Source organism: Butyricicoccus faecihominis, assembly GCF_014648015.1.
In the GTDB taxonomy this organism is placed as follows: Bacteria; Bacillota; Clostridia; order Oscillospirales; family Butyricicoccaceae; genus Agathobaculum; species Agathobaculum butyriciproducens.
Genome location: NZ_BMQH01000001.1, coordinates 280,369 through 301,877, shown reverse-complemented (window position 1 = coordinate 301,877; position 21,509 = coordinate 280,369). Strand labels below are relative to the sequence as shown.

Sequence of the window (21,509 nt, the reverse complement as noted above, 5' to 3'; positions counted from 1 at the left end):
TATCAAATCTGCGAAGTAAACACCTTATAGCCATCATCGGTGAGGGTGTCGATCAGGCGCTTGGCGTGGTCAACGCCGCCAACCTCACAGACGACATGGATAATCGCCTCGCCGATCTCGAGGTCCGTCTGTACGCGGTCATGCTGGAACAGGATGATATTGGCATTCTGCTGTGCAACGATGTGCGAGAAATGCTCGAGTGCGCCCGGTGCATCCGGCATGAGCACAGAGAACTTCAGCTGACGGCAGCGGGTAATCAGGCCCTTTTCCACAATCTTGTGAATAAAGGACACGTCGATATTGCCGCCGGACAGCACGCAGACGACCTTCTTGCCGCGTACATCCACCTTGTTGTTGAGTACAGCCGCGAGCGGAGCCGCACCCGAGGTCTCAACGACCTGCTTGCAGCGCTCGAGCAGCAGCAGAACAGCGGAAGCAATCTCATCATCAGAAACCGTGACAACGCGGTCCACATACTTCTTGATATACTCAAAGGTCTTTTCGCCCGGGGTCTTTACGGCAATACCGTCAGCGATGGTGTGCACGGTATCGGACGGAATGCGCTCACCGGTGCGGAACGAATTTGCGATTGCCGGTGCGCCCTCAGCCTGTACGCCGATGATCTGGATGCGCGGGTTGATCTGCTTTGCGCAGGCAGCCACGCCGGAGATCAGTCCGCCGCCGCCGGCCGGAACGAAGATCATGTCAACGCCCGGCAGGTCGCGCAGGATTTCCAGTGCGATGGTGCCCTGACCCGCCATAACATCCTCATCGTCAAACGGGTGGATGAACTCTGCGCCGGTCTCCTCGCAGATCTCGCATGCCTTGGCATAGGCTTCATCGTAAATGTTGCCCGCCAGAACAACCTCGGCACCGTAGCCCTGGGTTGCGGAAACCTTGGCGATCGGCGCGGAACGCGGCATAACGATGGTGGACTTTACACCGGCAGCGGTTGCCGCAAAGGCAACGCCCTGTGCATGGTTGCCCGCAGAGGACGCAACAACAGCGTGCAGGTCGCCCTCAGCGTAGCGCTTCATAATCTTATTGTAAGCACCGCGCACCTTAAAGGAGCCGGTCTTCTGCTGATTTTCGTACTTCAGATAAACCTCTGCGCCGGTCATGGCGGAGAAGGTGCAGGACGTAGACAGCGGAATGTTGTGGATGACGTTTTTCAGTCGGTCCGCAGCTGCCTCGAAATCTTTTAATTCTAACATTGAGCATCTTCCTCGTTTTTGCAAGTTAAGATAATAATAGCACGTTCTTTTTTTGATTGCAAGACACATATTATATATAAGTTAGGAATTAGTAATTACTAATTATTATTTGCCTTTATCTCATGAATTTGCTATACTAAAGAAAGATTATTGTGGGAGGAACTGTAATGGACGAGCAAACCCGTGGATTCCGCAGTGCCATCTTCGGCGGCTTTAACCGCGAGGACGTACTGCATTACATAGAAGAAACCGACACGAAATACTACACCGAGACCGCCGAGCTGCGCTCTCAGCTGACCGAGGCGCAGTCCGCGATGAACGAGCTGCGCACGCAGAACGAGGCGCTTACCGCGAAGAACGCCGAGCTGCTCGAGCGGCTGGGCGAAATGACGCTGGATACCGATAAGATCCGTGCACAGCTTGACCAGATCGAAAGCGGTTTTTCCCTGCAGGCGACCGAGATCGAGGCGCAGAACGCCCGTGCGGCGCAGCTTGCGGCGGAAAACGACCGGCTGACCTCGGAGAACGCCAAGCTGTCGGCCAAATGCGGTGAATACGATGCGACCAGAGAGAAGATCGCCGAGATGGAGCTTTCCGCGTACCGGCGCGCCAAGCAGATCGAGGAGGACGCCAAGGTGGAGCTGCAGAAGCTGCGCCGCAAGTCGATGGAGACCATCGAGCAGGTGCGCCGCCAGCTGGATGCCACCAAGGAGAACTACCGCACCGTGCTGGCACGCAACCAGCAGGAATCCGCCGAGATGGCCCGCAAGGCCGGTGAGGTGCTCGGCGAAATTGACAAGATCAGCGCGTCGCTCGGCAAAAAGGACGGCGAGGCGCCCCATCCCGAGCCGGACAAGACAAAAAACGGACTGCGTGAGGTTCTGAACAATCTGCGCCAGAAAACGGAGGAATAAGCATGGCACACTACGATTTGAAAACCGAACAGCTCAAGGAAATGGCGCCGAAGCTGCGTGCGGGCGACACCGTAACGCTGACCGGCACGGTCTACACCGCGCGCGACGCCGCACACAAGAAGATCGTTGCCGCGATGGACGCAGGCGACAAGCTGCCGTTCGACCTCGACGGCGCGGCGATCTACTACGCCGGACCGACCCCCGCAAAGCCGGGTCAGGTCATCGGCTCGGTCGGCCCGACCACCTCCGGCCGTATGGACCCGTTCGCACCGCGTCTGCTCGATGCAGGTCTTGCCTGCATGATCGGCAAGGGCGTGCGCAATCAAGGCGTGCAGGACGCAATGGCGCGCAACGGCGCGGTTTATATGGTAGCCATCGGCGGCGCAGGCGCGGCGAAGGCGGCATCCATTAAGAATGTCGAGGTCATCGCATATGACGAGCTGGGCTGTGAGTCGGTCAAGCGTCTCACCGTGGAGAATTTCTCCGCCATCGTGTCGCAGGATTCGGTCGGCGGCAACCTCTACACCGAGGGCGTTGCAAAGTATAAAAAGGATTGAGCCAAAAGGCGGACGGTTGTCCGCCTGAGGCTGTCGAAAAACTTCGTTTTCCGAACAGCCTCTCGCTCGAAACCACGCTTTCGAGCGAATCTCGAAGAAAAACCGCGTCCTGCGGACACATTTTTTCTTCCCTTGTATAAATTCCGAGATACATGCTCCCGGAATTTATGAATTTGCAAAGCAAATTCGATTGAATGCGTGCTGCCGCACGAAGCATAAAAATCGAATATTGCTTTTTCGACAAGCTGAGGCGGACAGTTGTCCGCCTTTTTCTTTTTGCATTTGATGTGATTTTGTCTTCTCCGTAGGGCAAGAGACGCCACTCTGGAGTGCCCCGCCCTACGGTACAGGTCTAATCCGGTATTATTTAGGTCTATACCGGACCAGAATATAGTCTTCCCCAAGGGTTTCAATGCACCCCCACGGAATAACGCAGTCATTTTTAGAGAACAGCCCTGCAATGCCGCTTTGCGCGGGCACGACGAGTGCGGTAATCTGTCCGCAGACCGGATCGAACAGCAGATCGCTCACCTCACCCATCCGTGCTCCGTCGCACAGATTGATCACCTCACGGCAGTGCAGCTCGGAAAATCGCATGGTATTCTGCATTTAATCCTCTCCTAACGCGCGGTGCAGGAAGCTTTCCGTGCTCTGCCCTGCCGGACGGTTGAACCGCCCCAGTTCAAACAGGCAGTCCGGGTTTCGTGTAACGGTATTGACGCGCTCCTCGCACCCGAGCGTACACCGGAAGCCCATGCTTTTGAGCAGCGTTTCGCTCTCCTTGGAGCACGCACCGAACGGATAGGTGTAGCAGGTCGGCGCGGGCAGTCCGGCGTCCGTGATGAGCGTCTGCGTCTGCTCGGTGTCCTCGCGGAGCAGGGTCTCATAGCGCGTTTCGTCCTCGCCTCTCCGGCGCAGACAGCCGCGGCGTTCGCCGTACTCGTGCAGATTCCACGAATGATTCTGCACCTCAAACACATCCTGCATTTCGCGCAGGCGGTCAAGCCGCAAATGCGACCAGTAGGCGTTTTCCTCTCCGTTGTCGGTGAAAAGCGCGGTCTGGCTGCCGATGATGGACACAACTGCCTTCATTCCGCGCTGTTTGAGCAGCGGATAGGCATAAATGTAGTTGTTGTAGTAGCCGTCATCGAAGGTGATCATCACCGGCTTCTCCGGCAGGTCTGCACCGTCCTGCACATACGCCAGCAGATCGCTTACCGTTATGGCGGTATACCCCTTCGCCTGCAAGGCGTCCAAATCGGCCGCCAAAACCGCCGGCGAGATAACATATTTGCCCTGCCGTGCGCTGTCCTTGAGAATGCTGTGATACATTAGAATCGGTACACGCACGCTGTCCTCCCCGAATACCGGCTGCACCGTGTCGGCACGCTGAAGCAGTCCGAGCGCAAAGCATAAAACCAAAACCGTGCATACCGCCTGAAACGCGGTGTGACGAAAACCCAATCGCAAAGAAATCCCCTCCTGTCATAATTTATGCAGCGAAAAAAGATTTCAGCACCCTGCGGTATGCATTTCATGCACTGCCACCCCCGGGGAAACACCGTAAACCGTATCGTTCATTCTCCATTCTCCATTTTCCATCCTCAATTTTCAACTTTCCTCTTGACATCCCTCCCCCATTGGTGTAAACTATCATAGCATGAATTCACACATCCCGTGATGAAAGCGGTCGGTGATGGGACATTCGTTCTGTTGCCGCTGTCAGATGATCAGGGATGGAGGAAAAACCAAGGAGGAAAAACAAAATGGCAGTAATTTCTATGAAGCAGCTGCTGGAGGCCGGCGTACACTTCGGCCATCAGACCCGTCGTTGGAACCCGAAAATGGCTACCTACATCTTCACCGAGCGCAATGGTATCTACATCATTGACCTCCAGAAGACTGTAAAGAAGCTCGAGGAAGCATACTTCTTCGTACGCGATATGGCAGCTTCCGGCAAGTCCATCCTGTTCGTCGGCACCAAGAAGCAGGCACAGGACGCAATCAAGGAAGAGGCTGAGCGTTGCGGTCAGTTCTACGTTAACGCACGTTGGCTGGGCGGCATGCTGACCAACTTCAAGACCATGCGTACCCGTATCGCTCGTCTGAACCAGCTGCAGAAGATGCAGGCTGACGGCACCTTCGATCTGCTCCCGAAGAAGGAAGTTATCAAGCTCCAGCTCGAGATCGCTAAGCTCGAGAAGTACCTCGGCGGCGTTAAGGAAATGAAGGAGCTTCCGGGCGCTCTGTTCGTAGTTGACTCCCGCAAGGAGAAGAACGCGATCGCAGAAGCACGCAAGCTGGGCATTCCGATCGTTGCAATCGTTGATACCAACTGCGATCCGGACGAGATCGACTACGTTATCCCGGGCAACGACGACGCTATCCGCGCTATCAAGCTGATCTCCCAGACCATGGCTAACGCTGTTCTGGAAGGCAAGCAGGGCGAGCAGCTCGAGGTTGAGGCTAAGGCTGACGCAAAGGCTGAGTAATTCATAACTCAATATAACATTCAGTGAGTTGTTCGTAGGGCGCGACGACCCGGCGCGCCGGTGTTCGTTGTGCCCTACGTTTTTTTTCATCGTAAAATCATAAATTGGAGGAATAATAAAATGGCTTTTACCGCTGCTGACGTAAAGAAGCTCCGCGAAATGACCAGCGTAGGCATGATGGACTGCAAGAAGGCACTGACCGAGGCCGACGGCGACTTCGACAAGGCTATCGAGCTGCTCCGTGAGAAGGGCCTGGCTAAGGCTGCCAAGAAGGCAGACCGCATCGCTGCTGAGGGTCTGGTCAAGGCTACCGTATGTGATGAGTGCGGCGTAGGCGCAATCATCGAGGTAAACTCCGAGACCGACTTCGTTGCTAAGAACGCTGACTTCCAGCAGTTCGTTTCCGACGTTGCTAACGTTGTTATCAAGGACGCTCCGGCTGACGTTGAGGCTCTCAAGGCTTGCAAGATGGGCGAAGGCACCGTTCAGGACGCTCTGCAGGAGAAGGTTCTGACCATCGGCGAGAACCTGCAGATCCGTCGTTTCGAGCGTTTCGACGACTCCACCGTTAACGTTGCTTACAACCACATGGGCGGCGTAATCGGCGTTCTGGTTGGTCTGGAAGTTTCCGACAGCCTGAAGGACAACGCTGCTGTTAAGGAGCTGGGCAAGGACATCGGCATGCAGGCTGCTGCTATGAACCCGTCCTTCCTGGACAAGTCCGACGTTGACGAGGCTACCCTCGCAAAGGAGAAGGAGATCCTCCTGATCCAGGCTCTCGAGGAGAACAAGACCGCTGCTAAGCCGAAGCCGGAGCAGATCATCCACAAGATGGTAGACGGCCGTATCGGCAAGTACTACGAGGAGAACTGCCTCCTGCAGCAGGCTTTCGTTAAGGAGAACAAGGTTTCCGTTGAGGCTCACATCAAGGCTGTTGCCAAGGAGCTGGGCGGCGAGATCAAGCTCGTAAAGTGCGTTCGTTTCGAGAAGGGCGAGGGCATCGAGAAGAAGGTTGACGACTTCGCAGCAGAAGTTGCTTCCATGGCTAAGTAATCTCGTTACCAAAACGATAGATCAAGGACTTCCGGTTTTACCGGAGGTCCTTTTTATTTGCAGAAAGCAATTTAGAAAATCTCTTTTCGTCAGTCAGGGTCAGGTCAGTCAGAATCATTCTCCATTCTCAATCTTGTTTCTGCTCTGCTGTTCTCTGCTATGCTCTACTCTCCTCTTCTGTTCTGTCCTCTGCTCTTCTCTGCTCTGTGGATTTTCCGGACGAGAAATGCCGTTTTTCGGACGAGAAATCGCGTTTTCCGGGCGAGAAAAAACGATGGGCATGGGAATAAGCCCTGTTGATTCCCAACAAGGCTGTATTTTGCTCTGTTCGATGGAGCAGCTTCATCGGCTCAGGTCGCCGCCGATTGGTTCTCACGCCCGCTAATGCGCTGCTGCATTTGCCCTGACCGGCAATGGTTCTGCCCTCACCTATATGCTGAATTGAGGAAAAAATTGACCACGAATGGTCAACTCAGGGAAATATTTTTCGGTCTGTACAATCTATCCCGTAGGGGCGAACATTGTTCGCCCACGCCCCGTATGATTTTGCGCTGCCCGGGCGCACACTGTGCGCCCCTACGAGGTAACATCGCAAACGACAATAAATCGTTCCAAATAGCCTGTGCAGGTTGACTTCGCTATCGAACGAGCGCTCTTTCCTTCGAATTAGGCGCGTGCCTGTTTTTCATTCCTTCGTATATGGCGCGTGCCTAACTTGAGCGTCTGGTGCAGTCCCCTAACCGCACTGCCACACGCGTGCCGACCCGTCCGGTGGTGGATTCGCTTTCACTGCGGTGAAAGCCACGGTGATTGAAACAGCCCACCGGGCTGTTTCCAAGAGCCGGCGCTCCGTTTAAGGCGTGTGCCTAACTTGAGCGTCTGGTGCAGTCCCCTAACCGCACTGCCACACGCCTGCCGACCCGTCCGGTGGTGGATTCGCTTCCGTTGCGACGGAAGCCACGCCGGTTGAAACGTGCCACCGGCACGTTTCTAAGAGCCGGCTTTCGAATCCACAACCACCTTCCGCCAAAACAGAAAAAGGACATTCCTTTTGGAATGTCCTTCTGTTTTGGTGGAAGGTGGTGGATTCGAACCACCGAAGTCATAGACGACAGATTTACAGTCTGTTCCCTTTGGCCACTCGGGAAACCTTCCATATTCAATTACCAGCTTGATTGGAGCTGGTGGACGGACTTGAACCCCCGACCTGCTGATTACAAATCAGCTGCTCTACCAACTGAGCTACACCAGCGTTTCATCAAGTCGTCTTGTCTCAGCGACTTATTTAGTATACCTCACACCGGTGTATTTGTCAATAGGTTTGTCCGAAATTATTGCATTTTATTTTTCCGATCGATCGAATCCGACACCTGCTGCAGAACAGTCAGCAGTGCGCTCGACAAATCCGGATAACGCCGTGCAATCTCGCTCGGGGCGAGCGGCATCCGCCGGATATTCTCCTGCGTCAGACCGCAGCCTTCCTCGCCGTTGGCCGCCAGACGGATTTTCAGCTCATGCTCCTTCATGCGGGCATCGCACAGGTACTCGAATCGATCCTGCGGCGCGCGGAACACCGCATCCACCCCGGCCGGGTCAGCCATGTAGAGATAGCGGTATACCTTGTAGATTGCAACCGCGAAATACGACTCGATCTCGTGCGAAAGCTGCTTGCTCTCGAGCGATTCAGCAACCTGCAGCAGCAGGGCTGCCGCCTGCACGATCCGGCTGTGCTCCGTCTCGGTGTCCGTGCCCTCCATGCGCTCAGCAGGCACAGCAGAGCCGTCACGCGCCATCGAACGGCCAAGCAGGTAGTCACAGGACACACCGTAATAATCCGCCGCACGCACGACAAAAGACAGACCGGGTTCGCGCAGTCCGTTCTCATAGTGGCTGAGAAGCGCCTGCGAAACGCCGAGGTCGCCCGCTGCCGCTCTTTGACTTATTTTCTTTTCCCGTCGCAGAAGCGCAAGCGTGCGCGAAAAATCACTCATTCCAACATTCTCCGTCTGCGTTGTGCCGCAGAAGGCACAACTATAAAATATATATTTATATTATACTCGCTGTATTACCGTTTGTAAAGTACAGAAAACAGTCATATTCGACGCATTTCGACAGGCTCACTTTGTATTTTCGACACTTTTCCCTGCATTTTGTTGTCCTGTTTTCGATTGGTAACTACATATTGGGGATTGTGTAATCCGACGGTTGTTAGAAAAATTCGTCAGGCTTCGCCGGGCGGTTGCACTTGACGCAGGAGCGGGTGCATTTTATAATAAAATAGAGTAATATTGCAGATTTCACCTATTATCCTGCACCGATTGACCGGGGCACGCGAACTGCGCAGGCGGTTCGTCCCTAACGGGCGGGAGTTTTTTCAGCACCGGCTAACCGGGGCACGCGAACTACGTTAGCGTGTTCGCCCCTGACGGGCGGCAGTTTTTCAGCACCGGCTAACCGGGGCACGCGAACTGCGTCAGCGTGTTCGCCCCTAACGGGCGGCCGTTCTTTTGCTGAACCTCAGCGAGGAGTTGCGCTCTGCGGAGCGCGGGAGACTGCGGCGCCCGCCGCGGGGGCAAAAAGGAAGGACAACCTGCGGTTTTCCTTCCTCTTTGAACTCCTACCTTTCCCTTGCTTCCCAATCTGGCGCAGATTTCCTATATGTGACCGCTGCGAAATAAAGGAACGGCAGTCGGGTTACTCTTGCGTTTGTTTCGCAAAATATTCGCAGTTCACAGACAGCGTACTGCTACACAGGCGGTTTAGTCAACGCAGGCGCGGCATAACAGTGCCGCACAATTCGTAAGTCTGGAGATTACAGACAGCACCTACGAATTAAGCGTTTGGTGCAAGTTATCCTGCGCAGGCCCTATCTATCATAACGCGCTCACGAATTGCGCGACACGGGTATGTCGCGCCTGCGTAGAGTAGCTGGTCTGTGTAGCAGAACGGTATCCGACACTGCGAATATGCGGATACATGAGCGCACGCAGTGCGTCTCTGCGGAAGAAAAACTCCTCTGCCGCTCCCCTGCTTCGCAGCGGTCACATGTCGGCAATCTGCGCCGTGCCCTCTAAGGAAATGGGTGATTCTCAAGAGGGTAGAAACCTTGGTGTCTACCCTCTTGTGCGCCTGCCGCGCAGGCAAGAACCGTTCGCCTCGAAGGCGAAAAACCATCGTTTATCAAAAGATTATATCATGATAAAGGAGTCCTAACCTTGACCATCGAAGAAATCCTCAAGCTGCGGCAGGAAGCCGGCGGCTTAAACAAACTGATGCACATGCACGTTGTGACGCTCGACAAGGACGGCGGCGCAACCGTAGAACTCGACCTGACCCCCGAGCTGCTCAATCCGCTCGGCATGGCGCACGGCGGCACGATCTTCTCGCTGTGCGACATTGCGGCCGGCTCTGCGGCGGCGTCTCAGGGCACGGTGGCCGTCACGCTCGACAGCACCATCCACTACTACCGTCCAGGCCGCTGCGGCAAAAAACTGACCGCTGTGGCGTACGAGCGCAAGCGCGGCCGCAAGGTGTCGGTCTACATGGTCGAGGTGCACGACGACGAGGGCAAGCACATTGCCGACGCAACCTTCACCATGTTCTACACCGGCGCTACGCTGGATGACATGAAATATTGAGCGGGGTAAGCAAGGCCATCGTGCAGCCGCTGCTGGACTGGTATGACGCCGGTCACCGCGACCTGCCGTGGCGGTCTGAGCCTACTCCCTACCGCGTCTGGGTGAGCGAGATCATGCTGCAGCAGACGCGCGTAGAGGCCGTGCGCGGCTATTTTTCCCGTTGGATGAACGCGCTGCCCGATATTCCCGCTCTCGCGGCGGCGGACGAGGCCGTTTACACCAAGCTCTGGGAGGGGCTCGGCTACTACAGCCGCGTGCGCAACCTGCACCGTGCAGCGGTCCTGCTGTGCGAAGAATACGGCGGCGAACTGCCTGCCGATTACGACAGGCTGCTTGCTCTGCCCGGCGTCGGTGAATATACGGCAGGCGCGGTGGCGTCTATCGCGTTCGGGCTGCCTGTTCCGGCGGTGGACGGCAATGTTCTGCGTGTGGCGGCGCGGCTCGATAACGATTTCACGCCGATCACGGACGCAAAGTTCAAAAAGCAGACGCGCGAGCGGTTCGCCGCACTCATGCCGTCCGACCGTTCCGGCGATCTCAACCAGTCGCTGATGGAACTCGGTGCAACGGTCTGTCTGCCGAACGGCGCACCGCGCTGTGCCGACTGCCCGATTCAGCATCTCTGCGAGGGCTTTCATCGCGGCAATGCGGCTGTGCTGCCGCTCCGAGCCGCAAAAAAGGCGCGGAGAGTGGAAAACCGCACCGCACTTGTTGTGCGCTGCGGTCAGCTTGTCGGTCTGCGGCAGAGACCCAAAAAGGGTCTGCTCGCCGGTCTGTGGGAGCTGCCGTCGCTCGATGGCCATCTCTCGCCGGACGAGCTGCGCGCGGCGCTCACCGAAATGGGCTGGAGCGTGCGAAAGCTGCTCTCTCTGCGGCCTGCCAAGCATATTTTCACCCATGTGGAGTGGCACATGAACGGCGTGTATGTCGAACTGGACGCACCTGCACCCACTCTCACCTTTGTCACACCTGCCGAGCTGCGTGATGCTTATGCGCTGCCGAGCGCATTCCGCAGCTTTGTTTCCGTACTGGAGGACTGATCCATGCAACTGCAAACCATCATTCACACCATTCCGCCGCTGTACGACAGCGAGTCGCGCGTGCTGCTGCTCGGCTCGATTCCAAGCCCGAAATCCCGCGAGGTCGGATTCTTTTACGGCCACCCGCAGAACCGGTTCTGGCGCGTGCTGGCGGCTGTGCTCAGCGAGGAGGTGCCGGTCTCCATTGAGGACAAGCGCGCGATGTGCCTGCGGCATCATGTGGCGCTGTGGGACACCATCGCCAAATGCGATATTGCGGGCGCGTCCGACACGTCTATCCGCAACGCCGAGCCGAATGACATAGGCCGCCTGCTCCGCGAGAGCAAAATTACGCGCATTTTTGCCACCGGCGGCAAGTCGGCGCAACTGTACCGCAGGCTGATCGAGCCGAAAACCGGCGTTCCCATCACGCAGCTGCCCTCCACCAGTCCCGCGAACGCCGCTTGGTCGCTCGAACGGCTGATCGAGGCGTACCGCGTTATTCTCTGATTCGAGGTGTATTTTTTACGAGTAAAGAGTTATTTCCAAATGCTGCACTCAAAAAGCTGATTTTTCCGCTCGTTATCGAGCAGGTACTCGCCATCACGGTCGGTCTGGCCGACACGATGATGGTCTCCTCGGTCGGTGAAGCGGCGGTTTCCGGCGTATCGCTGGTCGATATGCTCAACGTACTCATCATCAACATCTTTTCTGCGCTGGCGACCGGCGGCGCGGTCGTGGTCGCGCAGCTGCTCGGCGCGAGAAAAAACGACCGTGCATGCGACGCCTCCAAGCAGCTGTACTTAGTTGTGACGGTCATTGCGCTGATCATCTCGACGCTCGTCATGCTGTTCCGCGCACCGCTGCTGCGGCTGCTGTTCGGCACGATCGAGGACGACGTGATGCAGAGCGCGCTCACCTACCTGACGGTCAGCGTGTTCTCCTACCCTGTTCTGGCGATTTACAACGCCGGTGCGGCGCTGTTCCGCGCACAGGGCAACTCGCGTATCTCCATGCTGATTGCGGGACTGATCAACATCGTCAACCTCATTGGCAACTCGCTGTTCATTTTCGTGTTCAAGTGGGGCGTCGGAGGCGCAGCGCTTTCGTCCGTGCTGTCGCGCGGCACGGCGGCTGTCGCTATCACGATTCTGCTGCTGAACCCCGAGCACACGGTCTCTCTGCGGCGCGGACAGCGGTTTCGACCGGATAAGGAGCTGATCCGCCGCATTCTGCAGATTGGTGTGCCGAACGGACTGGAAAACAGCCTGTTTCAGCTGGGCCGCGTGCTCGTCGTGAGCATGATCTCGCTGTTCGGCACGACCCAGATTGCCGCGAATGCGCTGGCGAACAATCTGGATGCCGTAGCCGTCATTCCGGGTCAGGCGATGAGCCTGGCGATGATAACCGTTATCGGGCAGTGCATCGGCTCGGGCGATGAGCCGCAGACGCGCCGCATGGCGAAAAAGCTGATGATGATCACCTACGCCGTTACCGCGAGCACCTGCCTTGTCACGATTGCGTGCACGCCGCTTATCCTCAAGATTTACAGCGTGTCTGCGGAGGCGCTTGCGCTCGGCATGACGCTGATTATGATCCACAACGGCTGCGCGATCTTCCTGTGGCCGACCTCGTTCGCCATGCCGAATATCCTGCGTGCGGCGAACGACGTGCGGTATCCGATGGTGTGCTCGATTATCTCCATGCTGGGACTGCGACTTGTCGCGGGATATATTCTCGCGGTGCACTTCGGCATGGGCGCGATCGGCATCTGGATTGCCATGATCGGTGACTGGCTGTGCCGGTCGATCTGCTTCTTCCTGCGGCTCAAGAGCGGGAAATGGCTGAGGTATGCACCGGGATTACGGGTTGCCGCCGGACAAAAATAATGCACCGGCTTCTGTGCAAAATCCCTTTGCAAACCGTGAATATCTTTTAATATATAGATATAAGCCGTAAACTCCCCGAGGTGAAAAATACCGTTATGACTGAGGAGGGAAATCATATGACACCTAAACAGAGATGGTATTGTTTCTGGGTGATAATCGTAGTAACTGTCCTTTTAACGGCGGGCTTTGTATGGATTGCCATTCATAACCCGCAGGCGTCATTCGAGGACTTGCTTTACGCTCTTTGGAAAGGTATTGTAACCCTTGTTAACGGATAACTGAATAACAGCGCCCCGGCTCTGTCGCTTGACAAAACCGGGGCACTGCGTTATAATGGTATCAACAACGATGGCTCTCTGCGAAAGAGCGGTCGTTCCTAAAAAACTTGGTTAATTGAGGAAACGCCGCTCCTTTTCAGGGGCGGTTATCTTCTATGTTTCAGACATAGACTGATGATAGCAACGATCAGAAGACCGAACTGGAACAGATCGGAATAAGTGACCATGTCATCACCTCCCTTATGTTGGGAGGAACAACCTGTTTCACATCGTTGTTGACATTCTGAGTATAGCATATATTGCAATACCTTGTCAATCAACCGCCTTTTGTGGCGGTTTTTGTTTTATCTGCATACAAAAAGGCGAACCTTACGGTTCGCCTTTTGTCTTACGGTTTTTCGGTAATTAAGAGAAAATCCACTCCTGCTCCTGCTCCTCGCCGCAGTACTTCTGCAGCGTCTCGCGGACAGCGTGCGGGCCGCGGTTCATCTCACCAAACATGCGGACAACGGTCTCGCCTACGCCGATCTCAAACAGGTTGACACCGAAGTAGTAGCGGTTTGCCAGCAGCGGATACAGCTGAGCCTCGCTTACGTCATCGCCCAGCTTCGGGTTGCCCATCAGTGCGCGGACATGCTCGATATTCGCGTCGGGGCTGAGGGTGAACTCGCTGCCGTTATCGTCCACGCCTTCCAGATAGCGCAGCCAGCCGGCCAGTACCAGCGGAATGTAAATCAGCCTGGTGGCACGGTGTGCGGGCAGCATGGAGTTATAGTAAGCGTACAGCGTGGTGCCGAAGCGCGGCGCAATCTTACGCGAGGTATCGGTTGCGGTACGCTGCGGGGAATCCTGCAGGAACGGGTTCGGATAACGTTCGCCAAGAACCTCGTGCAGGAATGCCTCCGGGTCGATAACGCCCGGGTCGGCTACCATCGGCATTGCCTCCTGCTCGCTCAGGCGCGTGATGAGGTTGACCAGCTCGGTGTCCTTCATCTCGTCGCTGATGCGGGTGTAGCCGAGCATGCAGCCGAATACGCCGAGGGCGGTATCCATCGGGTTCATGCAGGTGCTTACCTTCATCATCGCAGACTTCTCAACGATGTCGCGGCGGGTGATGATAACGCCGCACTGCTCGAGAGCCGGATGACCGTTCGGGAATGCGTTCTCGATGAGCAGGTAGTGCGGGCTTTCGGAGTTGACGTAAACAGCCGCGTGCGTGCCCTTTTCGGTTACGAACGGCTTTGCGTTCTCCAGACCGTCAGCCGCCAGCTTGTCTGCGATGCGGTTATCCGGATGCGGGGTAATCTTATCAATCATGGACAGCGGGAAGGTATTCTTCTTGAGCAGGAAGTAATACTCATCCTCGGTGATGAAGCCGCCACGCTGCCATGCGCGTGCCATGTGACGGACAGCACGCTCCAGACGGGTGCCGTTATCCGAGCAGTTATCCAGCGAAACGAGTGCCAGCGGAGACAGACCGGCGCGGCAGCGCTCGAGGCACAGTGCGGTCAGCTTGCCGAAGAAGGACTGGCAGCCTTCCGGACCGTTCTCGCGGTCGTGCTTGTAGTCCGGCAGGAACTCACGGGTGTCGTCCTGGATGATATAGCCCTTCTCGGTCAGCGTAAAGCTGATCATCTGCAGGCTCGGCGCCAGGAAAATGTCCTTCAGGCGCAGCATGTCCTCGCTCAGCTTGAGGCTTTCGGTAACGGACGCAACCACTTCCTTGTTGATCGTGCCGTTGGAATACAGGGTGACAACCAGCGACAGATGATCGCAGGCGCGGTAGCAGCGGTCGATCAGCTCCTCATCGTAGCCGTCGCAGCAGATAATGCCGGTGTCGGACAGACCGGCGGTCAGCAGGCGCTGCGCCAGTACAGCCGGGAAGGCGCGGAACAGGTTGCCGGCGCCGAAATGCAGCCAAGTCGGTGCCTTGTGGGTGTTTTCGCGCACGGCGTCAATGTCGTACTGCGGCAGACGATAACCCTTCCATGCCACGTTATGTTTAATACTCTCTTTTGTAAGTTTCATAAAGAGGTCACTCCCTTTCAGCGAACGGACTGTACCGTTCTTCTCCAATCATATATAGTATAACAAAAAATCAGCCGTTTGCATAGGGAAAAACAGAATTATTCACAAAAAGCTGAAAGCGTGCTGCCAATGTTTTCAAATAAAACAAAAACCGCCCGAAAAGGCGGCTGATCGACTTTATTCGGTGTTATATGCTATAATCATTGCGGACACTGTTACATAAGGCGGTCAGACCCTCTTTTCCTTTCCCGCAGTCCGCGGCAGGAAGGAGGTGGCGCAAGTGCAGAAGAAAGCATTTCAGCTTTTTGTATGTGCGGTCATTGTACTGTACATTTTCTGTATAAAAGCGCGATGACCGTCCGGCTGGTACCCGAAACGGTCTTCAAAATTTAACTGATGAAAGTACAAGGGCCTGACTGCTGTAACAGTGTCCCTTTGGCTTTATTATAGCATATCCCCCGGTTTTGTCAAGCGACAGAGCCGGGGGACTGTTATCAGGTGGAGACAGGTTTCTCTCCGCTCTTACTCAAGAGTTTTCCGCAGCGGTCTTTCCATTCGGCAGCGCGCCATAGATACGGTTGACCAGCTTCATGCCGAAATAGACCAGCACGATCTCGATCGGCAGCAGAATAAGGTTTTTCGGCACGCGCGTAACGAGCAGCACGCTCATCGCCTTGCCGCCGGTGACGGTCAGCCAAAGGGTGTTCAGGCAGATATTGCAGAACAGGTTGATGCAGGTCTTTGCGCCGATGGCACGCCATACAGTGACCTTGCGCGGATACAGCCACAGACCCCAGATCAGACCGCCTACAACGGCTGTCAGCGTATAGCCCGGGAAATACGCGCCCATGGACAGGTTGCCCGCAAAGTAGCCGAGCACGTCGGTGCACACGCCGGCCATCATGCCGACGACCGGGCCGAACAGCATGCCGATCGACGCATTGCACAGGAAGCCGAAGCCGATACGCAGGTTGGGCGGCAGCTTGATCGACAGACCGAGCAGATCCAGCGTGACGTTGATCGCAATGAGCAGCGCCGTGACCGCCAGACAGCGGGTGGACCTCAGCTCACGCAGCGAGCGGACAAAGATATTCGGAGTTTTAGACATAGAAAAAGACACCTCCTAATCAAATTCATCTGTTGCCACAGCGATTTAGGAAAGTGCCTAAACAGTTGCAGCAGCGGGATGCGACCACAATACCGCAAGGAAAAGGCTCCCTTTCGTCCGCCGAACAACTCCCCGTTTCAGCGGCACTTAACGCATTGTGCTCTACTCTGCTTTTTCTGTTATAATTGTACCACGGTTTGAGCAGGTGTCAATACAGAAAATCCGTAGTCTGTCGGCTTGGTTTTGGTGCATTCTGCGGAATTGGGTGAAATAGCAGACAATCTGTTAGACAAGGGTATTGGACAGCCTCCTCCCTACTCCGATGAGCTTTCCGAAAAGTACAGAAAAAGAGCTTCAAACTTACGTTTGAAGCTCTTTAACTTGGTGCGGATGGGGGGACTTGAACCCCCATGTCCTTGCGAACACTAGCACCTGAAGCTAGCGCGTCTGCCATTCCGCCACATCCGCATATTTTGTTGTTGAAAGAAGGTGGTGCGAGTGACGGGACTTGAACCCGTACGTCGATCGACACACGCCCCTCAAACGTGCCTGTCTACCAGTTCCAGCACACTCGCATTCTGTTCTCATCGAGTCGCCTCACTGTCAGCGACAAGAATTATTATATCCATGTGAACGCCAAATGTCAACACCTTTTTTTAAATTTTTTTTGAAAAATTTCAAAACGCGAAAAACAGACGATTTCTCTGCCACGCGAAACAGTTTGTGTGTTACAATAGAAGCAGTCAGAAAACTCACAGCGAAAAAGGAGGAAGACTTCAGTGCTTTCTAAAAAAAGTAAGGCAATCGGTTTTATCATTATGTCCGCATTCGGTTTTGCGATGATGGCGGCATTCGTGCGTCTGGCGGGTGATCTGCCGTTCACGCAGAAAACATTTTTCCGCAATCTGGTCGCGGTGGCAGTGGCCGCCGTGGTGCTGTGCCGCGAAAAGGTTGGTTTTAAGTGGGAAAAGGGCAACCTGCCGCTGCTCATCATACGCGCAACCTGCGGTACACTCGGCATTTTCTGCAATTACTACGCTATTGACCATCTCGTACTGGCAGATGCAAACATTCTTAATAAAATGTCGCCGTTTTTCGCTATCATCTTCTCGCTCATTCTGCTGAAGGAGCGGGCCAGCGTATTCCAGTACGCGGCGGTGCTTGCGGCATTCGGCAGCAGCATGCTGATTATCAAGCCGGGTTTTTCCTCGGCAACCTTCCCGGCAATTATCGGCCTGCTGGGCGGCACAGGTGCAGGCGCGGCCTACACCTGTGTACGCGCACTCAGCCGGAAGGGCGAAAAGAGCGCCCGCATCGTGTTCTTCTTCTCGATGTTCTCCACGCTGGTATGCGTACCGTTTATGATCACGGACTACCACCCAATGACATGGGGACAGTTCTTCTGCCTGATCGGCGCAGGTGCGTCAGCCGCGCTCGGACAGTTCGGCGTAACGCTCGCGTACGCCAATGCACCGGCCAAGGAGATTTCGGTGTTCGACTACACGCAGGTCATCTTCTCGGCTATCCTCGGCTTTTTCCTGTTCGGCCAGCTGCCGGACGGCTGGAGCGTCCTCGGTTATCTGCTGATCTGCGGCATTTCGGTCGCGGTGTTCTTCTATAACCGCAATCTGGAGCGCAAGGGACAATGATATGATCGAGTACGAACTGGTTCGCTCCAAACGCAAGACGCTTGCTGTGCAGGTGACGCGTGAGGGGCGTGTGATCGTTCGTGCGCCGCTGCGGTTGGCAAAATACCGTATTGAACGGTTTGTCGCGGAGCATACGGACTGGATAGCTCGCGCACTTGCCGATCAGCAGTCCTGCCGTGCGGCACATCCGGAGCCGGATGAGGCCAGGCAGGCTGAGCTTATCCGCCGAGCGAAAATAGAGCTGCCGCCCAAGGTACAGCATTACGCAAAACTGATGAACCTGTACCCGACCGGACTGAAGATCACCTCAGCGAGAACACGGTTCGGCTCGTGCAGCGGCAAAAACAGTATTTGCTTCTCATGGCGGCTGATGGACTATCCCGAACCCGCTATCGACTATGTGGTGGTGCATGAACTGGCGCACATTGCACATAAAAACCATGGACCGCAGTTCTGGGCGCTGGTGGAGCGCTATTTACCCGATTATCGTGCGCGGCGTGCCATGCTGCGCGAATGAGAACAGGAAACGAGTATGAATATGACGAATCAATACAAAATTCTGGCGTTGGATTTAGACGGAACGCTGCTGGATGCGCAGAGCCGCATCACGCCGGAGAACGCCCGCGCGGTACGCATGGCGCAGCAGGCGGGCGTGCAGATCGTGCTGTGCACCGGACGCAACGTGCGCGAGGTGCGCCGCTTCAGCGAACAGCTGGAAGCCGCACCGGACTGGCTCGTCACCGCAAACGGCGCGGCAGTGCAGCATCCGGACGACAGGGAACCGGCGTTCTTCGACGGTCTGAGCACAGAAATGGTGGACATCATCCTGAACGAGTGCACCGCCATTGATACCGACCCATGCCTGTATACCACGCAGGATTTGTACTATGGACATGCTTTTCGGCATTTCCTCGAAAACCTGCAGCGGCGCGGACGGGTCGTGATGGATGAGGCCGACGAGGGTTATCACTTTGTTGGGGACAAGAATGCGTGGCGCGCTGTGCTCGCGCGCGAGCCGCGCCCGTTCACCAAGGCGATTCTTTATCACGATGACCCGAATGCGATCGCGCCGCTGACAGCTGCACTCGATAAATACGGCATTTTCGAGCTGGCACCGTCCGTCATGTATGGCGGAGAGCTGCGCAATGTCGAGGTCAACCGCGTGGGTGTGCACAAGGGACGCGGACTGGAATGGCTGGCGCATCACCTCGGCTGCACGCTGGCCAACGTCATCGCTATCGGTGACAGTGAAAACGATCTGACCATGCTGCAGATGGCGGGACTGGGCGTCGCCATGGCAAACAGCGAGCCGTGCATCTGCGAAGCAGCGGACGTTATCACCGGCAGCAATATGGAAAACGGTGTCGCACAGGCGATTTACCGACATATTCTGGGGGAATGAACGATGAAAAAAGTAGTGGCAATCGGCGAACTGCTCATTGATTTCGTACCGCAGCAGCGCGGCTGTGCACTTGATGAGGTCGTGCAGTTTGAGCGTGTCGCGGGCGGTGCGCCGGCCAATGTTGCAACCGCAGTGGCGCGTCTCGGCGGCAGAGCGCAGATGATTTCACAGGTGGGAGAGGACGCATTCGGTACGCACATTCTCAAAACGCTGCGCGCAAACGGCGTGGATACCTCGAGTGTGTTCCGCACCGAACGGGCGAATACTGCGCTGGCGTTTGTTTCACTTGATAAGAACGGCAACCGCGAGTTTTCCTTCTACCGCAATCCCTCGGCAGACCTGTTTCTCGATGAAGCACAGATCACGCCGGATATTTTCGCGGACTGTGCCGCGCTGCACTTCTGCTCGGTCGATCTGGTGGATGCACCTGTCAAGCAGGCACATCGCAAGGCCATCCGGCTGGCAAAGGACGCAGGCGCGTTTCTCTCGTTCGACCCGAACGTGCGCCTGCCGCTGTGGGACAGCCCGGAAAGCTGTCAGGCAGCAATTCGTGAATTTCTGCCGTGTGCAGACCTCGTGAAGCTGTCGGATGATGAAGTTGAATTCTGCACCGGCTGCAAAACCGAGAGGGAAGCGGCAGAACTTCTGTTTTCGCAGGGCTGCAGGCTGCTGCTTGTGACACGCGGCGCGGACGGCGCGGCAGTCTACACGCCGAACGCGAGCGCCGAGACCGAAGCACTGCCGGTGACGGTCGCGGATACCACCGGAGCGGGCGATTCGTTCATCGGGTCGTTCCTGTATCAGCTTACCCGTGACGGTGTGACAGCGGAAACGCTCGCTGACATCCCGCAGGAAAAGTTCGCGGATTATCTGACATTTTCGTCCGAATGCTCGGCGTATACCGTGCAGCATAAGGGCGCGGTTATGCCAACAGAAGAAGAATTGAAAATGGAAAATGGAGAATGAATGTGTCCGCCCACAGGGCGGCAATTCAATAACACGCTTTGCGCGTAACCGCAGTTCTTAATTCGCCATTCTCAATTTTTCATTCACCTGCCACTAAAATTTATTGCACAATGTGTGCAAACGTGGTATAATTTTGAGGTTATAAAGAAATGATAACGATTCTTGGCATCGACCCGGGCTATGGCACGATTGGCTACGGCGTGGTGCGGTTCGATAATATGAAATTTACGCCGGTGCAGTACGGTGCGGCAAAAACCGCTCCCGGAATACCAATGCACCTGCGCTTATGTGAGATTTACGATGATATCTGTACGCTGGTGGACACATTTCACCCGGACGAGGTGGCAATCGAGGAGCTTTTCTTCTCGAAAAACGTCACAACCGGCATTCAGGTTGCGCAGGCGCGCGGTGTAATTCTGCTGGCGCTGGCCCAGAAGGGACTGCATCCGGTATCCTATACACCAAATCAGGTGAAGCTGTCCGTTGTCGGCTATGGCGGCGCGGAGAAAAAACAGGTGATGGAAATGACAAAAAGCATTCTCCATCTCACCAAGCTGCCGCGTCCGGACGATGCCGCGGATGCGCTTGCGCTTGCCATCTGCCACGGGCATTCCCGGCAGGCCATGCGCTATGAAGGCTTATTATGAGGTTGAAATAGATGTTTTATTATGTAGACGGCACGGTTTCCGTGCTCCAGCAGGGTCTTGCAGTGATCGACTGCAGCGGTGTAGGCTATGCCTGTCACGCTTCGCAGAACACCATCGGCAAGCTGAAAACCGGCGAAAAAGCGCGTCTGCTGACCTGGCTCAATGTCCGTGAGGGCGTGTTTGAGCTGTATGGCTTTATCGACGAGGAGGAGAAGTCCTGCTTCCTGATGCTGACCAGCGTTAACGGTGTTGGCCCGAAGGCGGCGCTGTCCATCCTGTCGGTCGCACCGCCGGACAGACTGGCGCTCAGCATCATCACCGGCGATGAAAAAATGCTCATGCAGGCGCCGGGCATCGGCAAGAAGATCGCACAGCGCATTGTACTCGAGCTGCGCGACAAGATGAGCAAGGAGCAGCTCGAGACCGCATCTGCAGCGTCTCCGGTGGCGGCAGCCGCCGTTTCCGGCGGTGTCAACCACACGCAGGAGGCAGTCGCGGCGCTTATGGTGCTCGGCTATACGCAGGCAGAGGCGCTGCACGCGATGGAGGGTCTGGATGCTGCCGGCATGGAGGCGGACGAGATCATCCGTCAGTGCTTGAAAAAGCTGGTCAAGTCCTGATTTTGGACGATAAAAGCCTGATCAAGTAGGAGAGT

General features: G+C 55.8%; 21 protein-coding genes, 4 tRNA genes and 1 riboswitch. Of the genes, 14 read left to right on the top strand and 11 right to left on the bottom strand.

Going from position 1 to position 21,509, the window contains the following annotated elements:
* Positions 1–2: 2 nt before the first annotated feature.
* Positions 3–1,214: a threonine ammonia-lyase gene (gene ilvA / locus IEY11_RS01350; RefSeq protein ID WP_188885529.1), complete on the bottom strand. Its 1,212-nt coding sequence runs from the start codon at positions 1,212–1,214 to the stop codon at positions 3–5.
* Positions 1,215–1,381: 167 nt separating this feature from the next.
* Between ilvA and IEY11_RS01345 the strand changes: the two genes are divergently transcribed.
* The gene (locus IEY11_RS01345; RefSeq protein ID WP_188885528.1) at positions 1,382–2,128 is read left to right on the top strand and encodes a GumC domain-containing protein; all 747 of its coding nucleotides are present in this window, start codon (positions 1,382–1,384) and stop codon (positions 2,126–2,128) included.
* A gap of 2 nt (positions 2,129–2,130) precedes the next feature.
* Positions 2,131–2,685 carry a FumA C-terminus/TtdB family hydratase beta subunit gene (locus IEY11_RS01340; RefSeq protein WP_118480468.1) on the top strand — a complete coding sequence of 185 codons (555 nt, stop codon included), beginning with the start codon at positions 2,131–2,133 and terminating at the stop codon, positions 2,683–2,685.
* A gap of 363 nt (positions 2,686–3,048) precedes the next feature.
* Here the strand turns inward: IEY11_RS01340 and IEY11_RS01335 are convergent, their stop codons facing one another.
* Positions 3,049–3,294, bottom strand: coding sequence for a YlmC/YmxH family sporulation protein (locus IEY11_RS01335; RefSeq protein WP_117492272.1), 246 nt, complete (start codon positions 3,292–3,294; stop codon positions 3,049–3,051).
* Complete coding sequence (locus IEY11_RS01330; protein ID WP_188885527.1) at positions 3,295–4,155, bottom strand: polysaccharide deacetylase family protein; 861 nt, start codon at positions 4,153–4,155, stop codon at positions 3,295–3,297.
* Between the two features lie 296 nt (positions 4,156–4,451).
* Here IEY11_RS01330 and rpsB point away from each other — a divergent pair, with 296 nt between their 5' ends.
* Positions 4,452–5,177 carry a 30S ribosomal protein S2 gene (rpsB, locus tag IEY11_RS01325; RefSeq protein ID WP_110436512.1) on the top strand — a complete coding sequence of 242 codons (726 nt, stop codon included), beginning with the start codon at positions 4,452–4,454 and terminating at the stop codon, positions 5,175–5,177.
* 120 nt (positions 5,178–5,297) lie between these two features.
* The gene (gene tsf, locus IEY11_RS01320; RefSeq protein ID WP_118646320.1) at positions 5,298–6,230 is read left to right on the top strand and encodes a translation elongation factor Ts; all 933 of its coding nucleotides are present in this window, start codon (positions 5,298–5,300) and stop codon (positions 6,228–6,230) included.
* 1,070 nt (positions 6,231–7,300) lie between these two features.
* On the opposite strand, the gene IEY11_RS01315 is transcribed toward tsf, so the two are convergent.
* The 3 genes from IEY11_RS01315 to IEY11_RS01305 form a co-directional block, all read right to left on the bottom strand.
* A tRNA-Tyr gene (locus tag IEY11_RS01315) sits at positions 7,301–7,385 on the bottom strand.
* Positions 7,386–7,406: 21 nt separating this feature from the next.
* Positions 7,407–7,482 (bottom strand) — tRNA-Thr (locus tag IEY11_RS01310).
* A 79-nt stretch (positions 7,483–7,561) separates the two neighbouring features.
* The gene (locus IEY11_RS01305; RefSeq protein WP_118285335.1) at positions 7,562–8,221 is read right to left on the bottom strand and encodes a helix-turn-helix domain-containing protein; all 660 of its coding nucleotides are present in this window, start codon (positions 8,219–8,221) and stop codon (positions 7,562–7,564) included.
* Positions 8,222–9,445: 1,224 nt separating this feature from the next.
* Between IEY11_RS01305 and IEY11_RS01300 the strand changes: the two genes are divergently transcribed.
* The 4 genes from IEY11_RS01300 to IEY11_RS01285 are packed head-to-tail and all read left to right on the top strand — an operon-like array spanning position 9,446 to position 12,776.
* The gene (locus tag IEY11_RS01300) at positions 9,446–9,868 is read left to right on the top strand and encodes a PaaI family thioesterase (RefSeq protein ID WP_188885526.1); all 423 of its coding nucleotides are present in this window, start codon (positions 9,446–9,448) and stop codon (positions 9,866–9,868) included.
* A complete protein-coding gene (locus IEY11_RS01295; RefSeq protein ID WP_188885525.1) occupies positions 9,865–10,908 on the top strand; it encodes an A/G-specific adenine glycosylase in 1,044 nt (347 codons plus the stop codon). The genes IEY11_RS01300 and IEY11_RS01295 overlap by 4 nt, the downstream gene beginning before the upstream one ends.
* A gap of 3 nt (positions 10,909–10,911) precedes the next feature.
* Positions 10,912–11,397 carry a DNA-deoxyinosine glycosylase gene (locus IEY11_RS01290; RefSeq protein ID WP_118564323.1) on the top strand — a complete coding sequence of 162 codons (486 nt, stop codon included), beginning with the start codon at positions 10,912–10,914 and terminating at the stop codon, positions 11,395–11,397.
* Positions 11,352–12,776, top strand: a complete 1,425-nt coding sequence (locus IEY11_RS01285; protein ID WP_407926633.1) for an MATE family efflux transporter — start codon at positions 11,352–11,354, stop codon at positions 12,774–12,776. The genes IEY11_RS01290 and IEY11_RS01285 overlap by 46 nt, the downstream gene beginning before the upstream one ends.
* A gap of 424 nt (positions 12,777–13,200) precedes the next feature.
* On the opposite strand, the gene IEY11_RS15175 is transcribed toward IEY11_RS01285, so the two are convergent.
* From IEY11_RS15175 to IEY11_RS01265, 5 genes are all read right to left on the bottom strand, one after another.
* Complete coding sequence (locus IEY11_RS15175) at positions 13,201–13,281, bottom strand: putative holin-like toxin (protein ID WP_407926634.1); 81 nt, start codon at positions 13,279–13,281, stop codon at positions 13,201–13,203.
* A gap of 178 nt (positions 13,282–13,459) precedes the next feature.
* Complete coding sequence (locus IEY11_RS01280) at positions 13,460–15,082, bottom strand: mannitol dehydrogenase family protein (RefSeq protein ID WP_188885524.1); 1,623 nt, start codon at positions 15,080–15,082, stop codon at positions 13,460–13,462.
* A 526-nt stretch (positions 15,083–15,608) separates the two neighbouring features.
* Entirely contained in the window at positions 15,609–16,190 is a 582-nt protein-coding gene (locus tag IEY11_RS01275; RefSeq protein ID WP_188885523.1) for a folate family ECF transporter S component, read from the bottom strand.
* Positions 16,191–16,259: 69 nt separating this feature from the next.
* Positions 16,260–16,362, bottom strand: a riboswitch (THF riboswitch).
* A 210-nt stretch (positions 16,363–16,572) separates the two neighbouring features.
* Positions 16,573–16,658 (bottom strand) — tRNA-Leu (locus IEY11_RS01270).
* A gap of 22 nt (positions 16,659–16,680) precedes the next feature.
* A tRNA-Leu gene (locus tag IEY11_RS01265) sits at positions 16,681–16,765 on the bottom strand.
* Positions 16,766–16,969: 204 nt separating this feature from the next.
* On the opposite strand from IEY11_RS01265, the gene IEY11_RS01260 reads away from it, so the two are divergent.
* The 6 genes from IEY11_RS01260 (at position 16,970) to ruvA (ending at position 21,474) form a co-directional block, all read left to right on the top strand.
* Positions 16,970–17,839: a DMT family transporter gene (locus tag IEY11_RS01260; RefSeq protein WP_279289174.1), complete on the top strand. Its 870-nt coding sequence runs from the start codon at positions 16,970–16,972 to the stop codon at positions 17,837–17,839.
* Position 17,840: 1 nt separating this feature from the next.
* Positions 17,841–18,356, top strand: coding sequence for a M48 family metallopeptidase (locus IEY11_RS01255; RefSeq protein WP_188885522.1), 516 nt, complete (start codon positions 17,841–17,843; stop codon positions 18,354–18,356).
* A 21-nt stretch (positions 18,357–18,377) separates the two neighbouring features.
* On the top strand, positions 18,378–19,241 hold the full coding sequence (locus IEY11_RS01250) for a Cof-type HAD-IIB family hydrolase (protein ID WP_188885521.1): 864 nt from the start codon (positions 18,378–18,380) through the stop codon (positions 19,239–19,241).
* 3 nt (positions 19,242–19,244) lie between these two features.
* Positions 19,245–20,207: a carbohydrate kinase family protein gene (locus tag IEY11_RS01245; RefSeq protein ID WP_118729449.1), complete on the top strand. Its 963-nt coding sequence runs from the start codon at positions 19,245–19,247 to the stop codon at positions 20,205–20,207.
* Between the two features lie 149 nt (positions 20,208–20,356).
* Positions 20,357–20,854, top strand: a complete 498-nt coding sequence (ruvC, locus tag IEY11_RS01240) for a crossover junction endodeoxyribonuclease RuvC (RefSeq protein WP_337764176.1) — start codon at positions 20,357–20,359, stop codon at positions 20,852–20,854.
* 11 nt (positions 20,855–20,865) lie between these two features.
* The gene (ruvA, locus tag IEY11_RS01235) at positions 20,866–21,474 is read left to right on the top strand and encodes a Holliday junction branch migration protein RuvA (protein WP_188885520.1); all 609 of its coding nucleotides are present in this window, start codon (positions 20,866–20,868) and stop codon (positions 21,472–21,474) included.
* The last annotated feature ends 35 nt before the right edge of the window (positions 21,475–21,509 follow it).